3 protein-coding genes are annotated in these 16,492 nt (G+C 37.2%); all 3 read left to right on the top strand.

Annotated features, from left to right (window positions below; genetic code table 11):
* The first annotated feature begins 8 nt into the window (after positions 1-8).
* The 3 genes from YQ22_RS03610 to YQ22_RS19040 all read left to right on the top strand — a co-directional run bounded on the left by YQ22_RS03610 (position 9) and on the right by YQ22_RS19040 (position 16,386).
* On the top strand, positions 9-1,541 hold the full coding sequence (locus tag YQ22_RS03610; RefSeq protein ID WP_071340096.1) for a cryptochrome/photolyase family protein: 1,533 nt from the start codon (positions 9-11) through the stop codon (positions 1,539-1,541).
* Between the two features lie 716 nt (positions 1,542-2,257).
* Positions 2,258-2,536, top strand: a complete 279-nt coding sequence (locus tag YQ22_RS19035; RefSeq protein WP_156894527.1) for a hypothetical protein — start codon at positions 2,258-2,260, stop codon at positions 2,534-2,536.
* Positions 2,536-16,386: a Calx-beta domain-containing protein gene (locus YQ22_RS19040; protein WP_071340097.1), complete on the top strand. Its 13,851-nt coding sequence runs from the start codon at positions 2,536-2,538 to the stop codon at positions 16,384-16,386. Before YQ22_RS19035 ends, YQ22_RS19040 begins: the two co-directional genes overlap by 1 nt.
* Positions 16,387-16,492 lie beyond the last annotated feature (106 nt).

Consider the following 16,492-nt stretch of genomic DNA (forward strand, 5'->3'; position numbering starts at 1 on the left):
TAGACGAAATGAAAACTGTACGGTTAATTCTTGGTGACCAGTTAAACCAAAATCACTCTTGGTTCAATGAAGTAAATGATTATGTCATATATCTTATGGCAGAAATGCGCCAAGAGACCGACTATGTTAAACATCACATACAAAAGGTAATAGCGTTTTTTTTAGCTATGCGAAATTTCAAAGATGAACTGAGCGTTAAAGGTCATCAATTTATTTATTTCTCAATTACTGATGCAAATAATCCTCAACAACTAGAGGAAATTATCATTAAAACCATCAAAGAATCGAAGGCCAAAAAATTTGAATATCAGTTACCCGATGAGTACAGACTTGATGAACAATTAAATAATATATGTAAGTCGTTACCAATAGCTACCTCTTACGCCGATACCGAACATTTTTATACTACACGATTTGAATTAAGGGATTTCTTCAAAGGAAAAAAACAAATGATCATGGAAAGCTTTTATCGTATGATGCGCAAAAAGCACGATATCCTAATAAATAACGATCAACCTGAAGGTGGAAAATGGAATTATGATCAAAGCAACAGAAATAAATGGAAAGGTCAACCAAGTATTCCCCATGAGAAAGATTTTAAAAAGAACGTTGAAGAAATTATAGAGGAGCTTTCCAAAGCTAAGGTTAAGACCTTTGGTAATGTTGACCCCACAGCATTTTCGTGGCCAGTAACCAAAGTAGATGCCTTAAGCACCTTGACTTATTTCTGTGACCAGCTCTTACCATATTTTGGTGATTACCAAGATGCCATGCATGAAGACCAAAAGTTTTTATTTCATTCTAGATTGTCATTTGCTATGAACAGCAAAATACTTTCGCCTAAAGAGGTAATTTCTCAGGTTACAGCTCATTATCATAAAAATAGGGAAGTAATTCATATATCTCAAGTTGAAGGCTTTATTCGTCAAATTTTAGGTTGGCGAGAATATATGAGAGGTATTTATTGGAAAGAAATGCCACGATATAAGGGCTTAAATGTGCTAGAAAATAAAAACAAACTACCCCATTTCTTTTGGACAGGTAAAACGAACATGAACTGTTTAAAACATGCCATTGGTCAAAGTTTAGACCACTCATATGCCCACCACATACAACGTTTAATGATTATTGGAAACTTTGCACTACTTACACAAATGGATCCAGACGAGGTAGACCAATGGTATTTAGGTGTTTATATAGATGCCATAGAATGGGTTGAAATTACCAATACCAGAGGAATGAGCCAATTTGCAGATGGTGGTATAGTAGCAACTAAACCATACGTTAGCAGTGCCAATTATATTAACAAAATGAGTAATTATTGCTCAAAATGCTCTTATAACCACACAAAAAAATTAGGAGACAAAGCCTGCCCATTTAACTCGCTGTACTGGAATTTTTTAGCAGATAAGAAAGCGCATTTTAAAAACAACCAACGTATGAAAATGATGCTGTCACTTTTAGATAAAATGGACGGTAGTGTTTTAGCTGACATACAATTAAAAGCAAATGATTTAATGAAAAATTTAGACGCACTTTAATAATTAGTTAATATGAATTTAACCTTATTATCTAAGCCAAATTATATTTTTGTTGTGTAGTTAAATTTAACTTTCCGCGAGAGCGCCTATATAAATAAAAACACCTTTTTAACATTTTTGAAAAGGTGTTTTTGCATTTAAGAAGTTTTTTGAAAATCTTCCAAAATCACCAATCTAAATTCTTGTCCTACTTTAACTCCAATCGGTTGAACCTATTGATTTCATCGACCAAATGCACAATCACATCATCAACAGGTCTTTAACAACAATTTTAACACTCTACAACAATTTCAAATCGTAACTCAAGTCAATTCTTACATAAAACACAAAAACGATTTTTATAAAAAATTCAGTTTAAAATACTAACTATCAATTACTTATAAATACAAATAGAAAATTCACAATTTACATTTAACAAAAAAATAAGAAAAGGACTACATATTATTTACCACAAAATCACCTTGCTTCACAACAACAATTAAATATCCCAAAACTATCACCGTTAATTTGTCAATGTAGGTTCGTCGACGAATAACATCGGGTGAACTATAAAATTGAGTTATTAGACGGGTAGGTCCTAATTTTGTAACAGAATTAGATCCCAAATCTGTTCTAACAAAAAACTTAACCTTCTATTTAGCAATTGATTGCGATTCTTCGTAATCTATTTTGATGTTGGTTAAGTAAACTATAAAGAATTAAACTTAACCATTAATATGAAGTCTATTTACACTTCTAACATGATCTCCCCCAAATGCTGTTTTGAAAAAACTGTATTTCCAATATATGGAATACAACATCTCTTTACATCTTTTTCAAGGGTCAACAATCTGTCCAAATCAATGGCGGATAATGCTGTTTATAAGGTAAACCATAATTCTTTTCTAGGGATGGACATTCCGTTGACCAACGGCAGCTCCAACACTCAAAACATGGCTAAAAATTTTTACGTGTTCAAGCACGATATTCTTCTAACAAATAATAAAAATTTATAATGGAAAGATCAACTTTCATAAAACCGACATTTTTCTTATTTGTCATGTGGTTCTTTATAGGATCAATAGATGGCTTGGCACAAACTTTTTCGGTTTCAGACGCAAGTGCAAATGAGGGGTCTAACATGACCTTTACGGTTACTTCCAGTAGCTTTATAATAGGTAACCGAACATTTGATATTACATATGGTGACGTAGCAGATACTGCACTTCCTTTAGATTATTCCGGTCCAAATTCAGTAACCCTAGGTTTTTTTGGTACCACCTCAACTTTTACCGTTGCCGCTTTAAACGATGATTGGGTAGAAACAACCCAGCAAGAATTTACACTTACGCTAAGTGATCCCTCTGGCTCATACTCTTTTTCAGATGATACGGGTACCGGTACTATTATAGATACTGATGTAGCCTATGTAACCGGTGGAAACTATGATATCACGGAAGGTGGAGAAATACAATATGTTCTTCGATTATCAAACGGCACTAATACCAGCGGTCAACAATACGTAGGTATTGAAGATGATTATACTGTTGATTTTTCTGTAGAGGCCAATGCAAGTTCAACGAGTCCTGCTAGTGATGGTAGTGATTTCAACGCATTTACCACTACGGCTACTTTTCCTGCAGGTTCTATTGCAGGTTCTGAAATAATTATACCCATACCAACCATAGACAACGCTATAGTAGAACCTTCTGAAGAGTTCAACGGTGTAAAATCTAGAAATGCAGCGGAGACTACCAAATATGGCTCTAGTCCTTCAAGGGTTAGCATAAATACAGAACGCTCTGCACTTCGCATTCATGATAATGATACCGCTACCATAAATTTAAGTAATACTACAGAATTAGAATCTGTTGGTAATGCCAGAATTAGTTTTACATTAAATGGCGAAGTTCAAGATAATTTCAGAATTGACTATGCTACATCAGATAATACGGCAACACAACCTTCTGATTATGATGAAACTACCGGCTTTCTTAATTTTAATGGGTCTAATAATCAAAGTTTTAATAGAAATTTTAAAATTAACGATGATACCGTAATTGAATCCACAGAATATTTCACGGTAATACCTTCTTATTCCCCGGATGCCAACACCATGACCAACTATGTTCCCCAAAACATAGTTTTTGTAACCGGTGAAGGTGAAATTACAATTACAGATGATGACTTGGATACTGATTTTGATGGCGTAAATGACTTAGTGGATGAAGATGATGATAATGACGGTATTACGGATATTAACGAAGGTAACGGTGATGCCGATGGCGACTCCATTATTGACAGCTTAGATAATGATTCTGACAATGACGGTTGTCCCGATGCTGTAGAGGCTGGACATACAGATCCTGACGGCGATGGTTATTTAGGTAACGGTCCTCTAACCGTAAGCAACGGTACAGTAGACCCTTCTACAGGGCGTGTTTTAGCACAAGGTGGCTATACAGGTACGGATAGTAAGGTTACCACAGCGTTCCAAACCGTTAGTATAACATTACAGCCAAACGATAGAGTTGCCAACCTTGGCGACACTATTACCTATACAACAGGTGTTAACGGAACCGGACTTACCTATCAATGGGATGTTAGTACGGACAATGGTACCACTTGGAACCCTATTTCGGATAGCGGTATTTATTCGGGTTCCACGACTACCACATTGACCTTGACAAATATCACAAGCTCTGAAAGTGGAAATCAATATAGATTTAGCGCGTATGATAGTGAAAATCTATGTACTCCTTATACCTACTCTAATGCCGCAGACCTTTTTATAAGACCTGTTGTTACCATTGCAGACGCAAGTGTTGCAGAAGGTAATGATCTGGATTTCTCCGTTAGCTTATCTCATGCGGTAAATGAAGTAGTGACGTTTGACCTTACGTATACAGATATTACTACAATAGCATCGGACTATACTGCCCTGTCAGGTTTTTCAGTACCTAGTAATACATTGAATACAAATATCCTTATTCCGGCCATAGATGATAATATCATTGAAAGTGATGAAACTTTTACCTTGGGCATGACCAATGGCTCAACCAATGTAGGCGATATTACCGATACTGCGTTGGGAACCATTACTAATATAAATGCCCCTGCTGCGGGTGAAGGTGTTTCCATAGCTGATTTTTCCGTTGATGAAAATGTGGGTACCGTTAATTTTATATTGACCTACACCGGACCTACAGTACAAGATTCCTTTACCGTAGACTATGCCATTACAGATATTAGTACAACTCATGGCTCAGATTATAATGTAAACCTTACTGGTCAGGTTACTTTTCCTGCCGGTACTTCTGATGGTAACACCCAATCACTTTTAGTAGCAATTACAGATGATACCGTAATTGAAGGTGATGAAAGTCTTAGTATTCAAATATCAAACATCTCAAACAGTCTTTTGAATATTATCAAGGCAGATGCTACAGGTACAATCATAGATAATGATACTACCCCAACGACAGGACTATCTATTGCAGACGTAGATTTCAACGAGGCAACTGCATCGGCAAACTTTGTAGTTACCTATAATGGTGGTAACGTTAAAACTGGCTTTACAGCAGATTATACCATTAGCAATGGGTCTGCTATAGAAGGAGATGATTATACCGCTACATTAACAGGTCAGGTTTCTTTTCCAAACAACACTACGGACGGTGCAACTCAACTTGTAAATGTTACCATAATTAATGACCTCATCATTGAAGGTGACGAGAATTTAAATATTGAACTATCAAATCCTTCTACCAATCTTATCAACCTAGTGGACCCAAATGCGATCGGTACCATTATAGATAATGATTCTAAAACACCTACCACAGGTTTAACGGTTGCTGACATCAATATAGATGAAAATGATGGCACTGCTAGTTTTGTGGTTACTTATAATGGTAGTGAACTGCAAAATTCTTTTACTGTAGATTACGCTATAACGGATGGTTCAGCTATAGCTGGTACAGATTTTAGTGGAAACCCTACATTAACAGGTCAGTTGACATTCCCGGCAGGGACCAATGACGGTGATTCACAAAATGTGAGTATCAACATCAATGACGATACCATCATTGAATCTGATGAAACCATCAATTTTCAATTAACGAATTTATCTACTAGCCTTATTAATTTAGTAGATGCAAATGCTATTGGTACTATTACCGATAATGATTTAAAAACGGCAACCACAGGTTTAAGTGCATCTGACTTTTCGGTTAACGAATCCGCAGGAAGTACTAACTTCATCATCACTTATAACGGAAATACCGTACAAGATTCCTTTACCGTAGATTACAATATTACGGACGGTACTGCTTCAGACGGAAAAGATTATACCACAACACTTGCTTCAGGACAGTTAACTTTCCCAGCCGGTACATCTAATAACGATCAACAGTCAATTGAAGTTACCATACTGGAAGATGCATTCATAGAAGCTACGGAAGATTTGAACATTCAACTTTCTAATCTGTCCACTACTTTAATTAACATCGTAGATCCAACAGGTACGGGCGCTATTTCCGATAACGATAATACCGCTACTAAAGGAATTGATTTTCAGAATTTAACGGTTACGGTTACAGAAGGGGATACTGGTGATAATGTAAATGCGACATTCGTCGTTGAATTCATTGGTGATTTGGACACTGGCGAAACTATTGAAGTAGATTATTTTGTAACTAACGGTAGTGCAGCAAATGCCACAGATTTTACTCCTCATGCTACCATACAAACCTTAACTTTTACCAGTACAACAAAAACACAAAATATAGTTGTGCCCATAATTAGCGATGACACCATTGAGAACGAAGAGGATTTCTTTGTTGATCTTGTTGCCATACGTTCAAATGTTGGTATCAACTTATTAAACAACCAAGCTAGAGGAGTTATACTTGATGACGACGGAGGTTCTGTTGCTGTAGCTGGTTTTAGTATCGTTGAACAGACCAACGGTATCAATTTTGATGTTACGTATACCGGAGACAGATTAAACGGTGGGTTTACCCTGGCATATTCTATTACCGATATTAGCACAACTTCTGGTGTTGACTATACTTTAACCACAGATCCACAAACAACTGGAACCTTAACTTTTACCGGTGTAAATAACGAAGTACGTTCAGTTCAAATCAATGTTGTTGGTGATGATTTCATTGAAAACAATGAAGATTTGAGAATTACGATTTCTAATCCATCTTCATCTAAAATCAGTATATCCAATGCGGATGCAATTGGTACGATAACCAATGATGATACGGGTACAGTGGCTGCTACAGGTTTTTCTGTAGACGAATTCAATGTAACCGCCAATTTTGAAGTTACGTATACCGGAAAACCAATAAATGGAGGTTTTACAGCATCCTATGAAATTACGGACAATACCACCACATATGGTAGTGACTATACCGCTTCGGCAACAGGTACCCTTAACTTTACCGGTACTTCAGATGAAGTACTACAAGTTCCTGTGGATATTATCCAAGATGCTATAATTGAAGGTGATGAGACCTTGAGATTGACAATAACCTCAATTTCCCCAAATTTAATTACAGCTTCTAACCCTACAGCTATTGGTACTATTAGGGATATTAATCATTTACCAAGTGCAGTAGATGATTCTTTTGTTGTATTCCAAAACCAAGCTTCCGCAAATATTACGGTGCTTGATAATGATGATTATGGGTTTGACGGACCTGCAGCCGTAAACCCTCTACAAGTGGTAAACAACCCTATTAATGGTACGGTTACACTTAGGGACAATGGCACACCTGGTGACGCTACAGATGATTATTTTGAATACCAACCTAGTCCTTCTTTTAACGGAAACGATTCTTTTAGATATAAAATAGTAGATTCTAACGGATCTGAAGATGAAGCTGTTGTTAACATATTTGTAAACGACACCAACCTTAAAAAAGATTTTGAAATTCGCTATTCCGGAAGTATCAACGGAGACTTTACCATGATCGCCAACAATGTACTTTCAAGAAATGCAACAGGAAATTACAATGGAGAAGATGGTAACCATGATTTCAACAACAACGTTTTTGTAGATATAGACTCAGACCCAACAACGTTCAACTCTACCAATGCGAACTTAGCAAACCCAGAGCCTTCGTTGAGCTGTTTAAATATTAAAAAAGCTTATCTATATTGGGCTGCCGCAGATAAAGAATACGATGGTACTACTGGTGGTGGTGCTACAGAACCTTCTTGGAATTACAACCAGGTTAAATTAATGCTACCAGGCCAATCTTCATATACAACAGTTTCTGCAGATGAGGTAATTTATAGAGGTCGTGATGATCATTTTCAAAATGACCCGTATGTATGTATAAAGGATATTACCGATGACATCAATGCTCTTTCTACTCCTTTTGGAACCTATCAAGTAGGTAACGTAAAGGCTACCGAAATGGATTTACGATCTCACGGTATTGCAAATGTGACCGGAACCTCTGGTGGATGGCAAATTGTATTCGTTTATGAAAACGTATCATTAGACCCAAAAAACATTACCCTTTATGATGGTTATGTGCACACCTTTGCATCTAATGGTGCGGGTGAAACAGAATTTAACTTTAGCGGCTTTGAAACCATACCTAACGGTAATATCAATGCCAATGTAATGTTAGGTGCGTTAGAAGGTGACCGTGATCTTTCAGGTGACCAATTATTAATATTTGATACTTCTAATAACTGGTCAAAATTATCGACTACGTTAAGAGATGAAGACAACTTCTTTAACAGTCGTATTACCATTGACGGTCTGAATTACGTGGACAGAAATGCCGCTAGTACCAATACCTTAGGTTTTGATGCTACCGTATTTCCATTAGCCAATACGGCCAATAGATATATTGATAACGATCAAACTTTTGCCCGATTTAAAATTACTACAGATCAAGAGTCTTACGGTCTATATTTAATGGGATTAAGTGTAGATGTTTACAAACCAAGTCTAGGGGCCTTAAGTCTGAATACAAATACCAGTGGTCCTTTTAATGCTGGTGATATTGTACCCTTGACTTTAAACGTTACCAATATTGGTAATGACGATATTCAAGATCTTGTTATTACCACGGTTCTTCCTGCTGAAGCAGATTTTTCCGGGGTAGGAACGTTACCTTCAGGAATTACCCATTCTTATGACCCGTCTACTAAAACATTGACCTTTACGGCTCAAAATGGTACTACCAATATGGGTGATAATTATGATATTGATTTCGATATTGAAATTATAGAAGCTTGTTACTTTTTGGAAACCGCCTGTGTTGCTAGTTTTGAATTACAGGCAACGGCTACGTATAGTGGAGTAATTAGTGGTGACCCTATTACCACCAACAGTTCATCTTCTACAGATTCTTGTGGTATAGGTACACATACCCCAACAATCATAGATGTACAACAACCCCCACAGGTAAATTGGTCAACGGCTCCTAATGCATTGGACAGAACTATTGCCTGTGATAATATTGCAGCACTTAACAATGCCAATTCTTTGGTACCTGCAACGGCTTCTTGTGATTTTACTTTGAATAAAACAGCAGGTAGTTTTGTACAATCTGGAGCTTGTCCTACTGAAGGTACGTATACCAATACTTGGACATTTACAGATGCTTGTGGTAGAGTAAGTGAAACTTTTACCCAGGTTATCACTATTGAAGATAATGAGGCGCCTACTTTTAATGAAACTTTACCACAAGATTCTTATGCTGCTCATGACAATATACCTACGGCACCTATACTTTCTGCCAATGACAATTGTGACTCTAACTCTACAGTGACATTCAACGAAACTTATGACGGTGACAATACAAGCACAAATTACACGATTATTAGAACTTGGACAACTAACGATTGTGCAGGTAATAGCACAAGCCATACACAAAACATTTACGTTAGTGAAAATGGTGATCCTATAGGTCTTAGTATTAACGACGTTACCGTTAATGAAGATGCAGGTACCGCTGTTCTTGAAATTACACATACCGGTACTGTCTCTGGCGGATTCACGGTAAATTATACTACCGCAGATGATACCGCGGTTGAATCTGAAGACTATGTTTCTGCATCGAATACCGTTTCTTTTACCGGTACCAATAACGAAACAAGATCGGTTACCATTACAATTAATGATGATACAATTATAGAAACTACCGAGCAGTTCTTTGTTCAACTTACAAATGGTACAAATACACCTACCATTAATGATAATGAGGGTATTGTAAGTATCACCGATAATGATAATGTACCTGGTAGTACAGGTGTTTCTTTTGCCAATGATAGTGTTATTGTTACAGAAGGCACTAACACTTTTGCGAGATTCACAGCTACTTTTACAGGTACCATTGCTCCTGGCGAAACAGTTACCGTTGATTATGCAACAGGAAACGATACCGCTATTGAACCAAGTGATTACACGTCTTCTACAGGTACAATTTCATTCAACAGTACTACAAATTCAGTTAATATAGACGTACCGATCATAGACGATAGCATAATTGAACCGTCGGAAGATTTCACTATAACATTATCCAATATTCAATCTAATATTAATGTTGGGTTCTTAGATCAACAGCCAACTAATTCTGCTATTGGTACTATTAACGACAACGATAATATACCGGGCACTACGGGTATTTCATTTGAAAACGACAATATTACCGTAGATGAAGCTGCAGGTACTGCCACCATTAATGTTCTATTAACAGGTAATGTTCAAGGCGGATTTACCTTAGACTTTACAACCAATGATAATACGGCCACCCAACCTGGTGATTATATTACTAACTCGGGGCAATTGACCTTTACCGGTACAGATGGTGAAACCCAGTCCATATCCGTTACCATTAATGATGACTCACTTATAGAGGTAACTGAAAGTTTATTTGTAGACCTTTCAAACCTTTCAACTTCATTAATTGCAATAAATGACAACCAGGGAGTTATCAATATTACCGATAATGATGGTGGCGCCGGTACGGGTATTTCATTCCAAAATGACGATATCACTGTTAATGAAGCTGATGGTACAGCTACAATAAATGTACTGTTAACAGGTAATGTTCAAGGCGGTTTTACTATAGATTATACTACTAATGATGACTCTGCCTTTCAACCAGGGGATTATACTACAAGTTCAGGTCAATTGACCTTTGCCGGTACTAACGGTGAACTACAACCAATTACAGTTGCTATTATTGACGACAATATTATTGAGACTACAGAAAGATTGTTTGTAGACTTATCTAACTTATCTACAACCTTAATTGCCATTAATGACAGTCAAGGGAATATAAATATTACCGATAATGACAACATACCTGGAACTACCGGTATTTCATTTGAAAATGACGATATTACCGTAGATGAAGATGCTGGTACAGCTACTATTAACGTTCTATTGACAGGTAATGTTCAAGGCGGATTTACGGTAGACTATACCACCAACAATGATTCTGCTTTTGAACCTGGTGATTATACCTCAACTTCTGGTCAATTAACTTTTACCGGTACAAACGGAGAAATTCACCCTGTAACGGTCAACATCATAGATGACAACATCATTGAAGCTACTGAAAGACTGTTCGTAGACCTATCTAACCTATCTACAACCTTAATTGCTATCAATGACAACCAGGGGAATATCAATATTACCGATAATGACAACAATCCTGGAACCACGGGTATCTCATTTCAAAATGATGATATTACCGTTGATGAAGCTGTTGGTACGGTTACCGTAAATGTACTCTTAACCGGTAACGTACAAGGTGGTTTTACATTGGATTATACCACCGGTGACGACTCTGCTGTTCAACCAGATGATTATACTACAAGTTCAGGTCAATTGACCTTTGTAGGTACTGACGGTGAGCTACAGCCTATTACCGTTACAATTATTGATGATAGTGCCATTGAGACGTTAGAAAGATTATTTGTTAACCTATCTAACCTATCAACTAATTTGATTGCCATCAATGACAATCAAGCAAACATTAATATTACCGACAACGATAATATACCGGGTACTACGGGTATCGCATTTGAAAATGATGATATTACCGTTGATGAAGCTGCAGGTACGGCAACCATAAATGTGCAATTAACAGGTAATGTTCCTGGCGGATTTACGGTAGATTATACAACCAACAACGATACGGCTATACAACCAGGAGATTATACTCCTATAAGCGGTCAATTGACTTTCACCGGTACAGATGGAGAAATTCAGCCAGTTACGGTGACCATAATCGATGACAATATCATAGAGGCTACCGAGAGACTATTTGTTGACCTTTCAAATTTATCGACATCCCTTATTGTTATTAATGACAATCAAGGTAACATCAATATCACCGATAATGATAATATACCGGGAACTACGGGTATCTCTTTCCAAAATGACGATATCACAGTTGATGAAGCCGCTGGCACTGCAACGATCAACGTATTGCTTACCGGTAGTGTTCAAGGTGGTTTCACCCTAGATTATACTACGAACGATGATTCTGCCGTACAACCAGGTGACTATACTACCAATGCAGGACAATTAACTTTTGTAGGTACAGATGGTGAATTCCATCCTGTAACGGTAAGCATTATAGATGACAACATCATTGAAGCTACGGAAAGGTTATTTGTAGATCTGTCAAACTTATCTACCACATTGATTGCAATCAATGACAATCAAGGTAATATTAACATTACAGATAATGACCATGTGCCCGGCACCGGAATCTCATTTGAAAATGATAATATTATAGTTGATGAAGCTGCTGGCACCGCAACTATAAATGTATTGTTAACAGGTAATGTTCAAGACGGATTTACGGTAGATTATACCACTAATGACGACACCGCGGAAGCTCCTGGTGATTACATCTCAACTGCCGGTCAATTAACGTTTGTTGGGACAGATGGCGAAACACAGTCAATTACCGTAAGTATCATAGATGATAATTTAATTGAAGCAACTGAAAGATTGTTTATTGACTTGTCTAACCTTTCTACCACACTAATCACCATAAATGATCACCAAGGTAATATCAGTATTACAGATAATGATAACATACCTGGCACTACTGGTATCGATTTTGAAAACGACAATATTACCGTAGACGAAGCTGCTGGTACTGCAACGATCAATGTTCAATTGACAGGAAATGTACCTGGCGGATTTACTATTGACTATGCCACTGCCGATGGTTCCGCAATTGAACCTGGTGATTATACTAGTAATTCCGGTCAACTTACTTTCGTTGGTACAGATGGCGAATTACAACCTATAACGGTTACTATTATTGATGATAATTTCATTGAAGCTACTGAAACGCTATTAGTCAATTTATCTAACCTTTCTACTACGTTGATCGGTATAAACGACAATCAAGGTAATATCAATATCACAGATAATGACAATATACCTGGCGTTACAGGTATCTCATTTGAAAATGATGACATTACGGTAGATGAAGCTGCAGGTACTGCTACGATCAATGTATTATTGACGGGTAATGTACAAGGCGGATTTACTTTAGACTATACTACCAACAATGATTCAGCGGTTGAACCTGGAGATTATACTGCTATTGCCGGTCAGTTGACCTTTGTCGGTACAGATGGAGAAACACAGCCAATTACCGTAAGTATCATTGATGATAATTTAATTGAAGCAACTGAAAGATTGTTTATTGACGTGTCTAACCTTTCTACTACACTAATCGCCATAAATGATCACCAAGGTAATATCAATATCACCGATAACGATAATATACCAGGTGTTACAGGTATCTCATTTGAGAATGACAATATTACGGTAGATGAAGCTGCAGGTACTGCTACGATCAATGTATTATTGACAGGTAACGTTCAAGACGGATTTACTTTAGACTACACAACTAACAATGATTCCGCAGTTGAACCTGGAGATTATACCGCCAATGCTGGTCAGTTGACTTTTAGCGGTACAAATGGTGAAGTTCACCCTATAACCGTAAGTATTATTGACGACACACTAATTGAGTTTACGGAAAGTTTATTTGTTGACCTTTCTGATCTATCGACCACATTAATTGCTATTAATGACAATCAAGGTACTATCAACATCACTGATAACGATGCCGATCCTACTTTATACGGAGTACGATTCGATATCACTTCAATAGATGTGAACGAGGATGCAGGTACCGTATCTCTTGATGTCATACTAAATGCAGATGTTCAAGACGAGTTCACGGTAGAGTATTATACCGTTGATGGGACTACCATAGAAGGTAGCGATTATACAGGTGTTCCTCAAGATACCCAGACATTGACATTTGGTGGAACAAATTCAAATACTCAGACTATTGTTATTCCTATTATAGATGACACCTTAATTGAGTTTACGGAGAACTTCCAGGTAATCCTTGAAGATATTTCCTCCCCTATCGTAGGTATTCTTGCCAATGATACGGCAACGGTAAACATAATTGATAACGATGCCGACCCTTCTTTATACGGAGTACAATTCGATATCACTTCTATTGATGTGAACGAGGATGCAGGTACCGTATCTCTTGATGTCATACTAAATGCAGATGTTCAAGACGAGTTCACGGTTGAATATTATACCGTTGATGGGACTACCATAGAAGGTAGCGATTACACAGGTGTTCCTCAAGATACCCAGACATTGACATTCGGTGGAACAAATTCAAATACTCAGACTATTGTTATTCCTATTATAGATGACACCTTAATTGAGTTTACGGAGAACTTCCAGGTAATCCTTGAAGATATTTCTTCGCTTATCGTAGGTATTCTTGCCAATGATACGGCTACCGTAAACATTATTGATAACGATGCCGATCCTTCTTTATACGGAGTACAATTCGATATCACTTCTATTGATGTGAACGAGGATGCAGGTACCGTATCTCTTGATGTCATACTGAATGCAGATGTTCAAGACGAGTTCACGGTTGAGTATTATACCGTTGATGGGACTACCATAGAAGGTAGCGATTACACAGGTGTTCCTCAAGATACCCAGACATTGACATTTGGTGGAACAAATTCAAATACTCAGACTATTGTTATTCCTATAATAGATGACACCTTAATCGAGTTTACGGAGAACTTCCAGGTAATCCTTGAAGATATTTCTTCGCCTATCGTAGGTATTCTTGCCAATGATACGGCTACGGTAAACATTATTGATAACGATGCCGATCCTTCTTTATACGGTGTACAATTTGATACTACTTCGGTTGAGGTAAACGAAGGTGCAGGTACCGTAACCTTAAATGTTGTACTTAATGCTGATGTTCAAGATGAATTTACTGTTGAGTTCTATACGGTAGATGGTTCAGCAGTGGATGCCAACGATTACACAGGTGTACCTCGTAATACACAAACATTGACATTCGGTGGCACAAACGATAATACTCAAGCTATAGTAATTCCTATTATTGACGATATTATTATTGAAGACCCAGAAACTTTCAATGTCATTCTTGAAAATATATCTAGCCCAATAGTTGGTATATTATCAGATAATATTGCTACGGTGACCATCATAGATAATGATGGTAATGAAGGCTGGCCAACTGATGAGACCATTGAAGCTTGTGATACGATCCCAGATGCATTTGTAATAACTTCTGATAGTACATGTGCCATTACCGTGGATTATGATGAATTAGTGGAAGGTCAAGATGATGAGTGTGCAACGGAATATACTATTACCAGAACATGGACTATTACTGATTGCGTAGGTAATGTTCGTACACATACACAAGTAATTACTATTGAAGATACAGTAGCCCCAACTTTCAATGAAGCGCTACCGTTAAATATGACCGTTGAATGTAATATGGTGCCAGATGCATCTATATTGACAGCTACAGATTCTTGTGACCCTAACATTGAAGTGGTTTTTGAAGAATCTATTACCAATTATGAAAACTGTGCAGTTGGTTATACGGTAACTAGAACTTGGACCGCTACCGATTGTGCCGGTAATTCAACAGAACATACCCAAGTAATTACTATTGAGCCAACTGGTCCTATCATGAGCCAGCCTTATGAAGAAGAAATTACTATTATCTGTGGCGACGAAATTCCAGAAGCACCAGAACTGACCTTTACAGGTGGTTGCGGTAATTTTGAAGTTGTTTTCAATGAAGAAACGCAACAAGCTGATGACTCTGACGATTATATGATCATAAGGTCTTGGAACGTAACGGATTCTTGTGGCAACACTGCTTTATTTGAGCAAATAATTTTTGTATTACAACCTCAATTACAGGAAATTACAATTAATATTTGCATAGAAGAAGAGCCAATTGATTTATTGAATTACCTACCTGCAGATTTTGACAGTAACGGTACATTCATGATTCTTGAAGGTGATGTTGTTCTTGAAGAAAACATTTTTGATCCTATGAATCATGAGCCAGGTGAATATAAAATTGCCTATAGTTCTACAGAGGGTACTTGTAAATATTATGTTGACTTTACAGTAATTGTAGATACGGAATGTGTACCATGTGGTAGAGGTGATATTATCATCTCTAAAGCGGTTACCGCAAATGGTGACGGAGTTAATGATTATTTTGAAATTACGGGTGTTGAGTACTGTGCCTTTAGTTTTGATGTCATCATTTTTAACCGTTGGGGTACAAAAGTTGCAGAGGTCAAAGACTACCAAAATGATTGGGGCGGTGAGTCTCCTAATGGTTCTTTCGGTCAATCTGGTATGTTACCAACAGGTACTTATTACTATATAATTACAGCAACCGATATTGAAACAGGTACTATTCTAGAACCGTTCAACGGTTACATTTACCTAGGTACCAACTAATATTAAAATACATTATTTACAGCACCTCATCTTAAAAAAGATGAGGTGCTTATTTTTCTTTCCCCCATTAGAATACTAATATAAAACGCTCTTTTTAAGCCTATTA

Source organism: Maribacter sp. 1_2014MBL_MicDiv, assembly GCF_001865655.1.
In the GTDB taxonomy this organism is placed as follows: Bacteria; Bacteroidota; Bacteroidia; order Flavobacteriales; family Flavobacteriaceae; genus Maribacter; species Maribacter dokdonensis.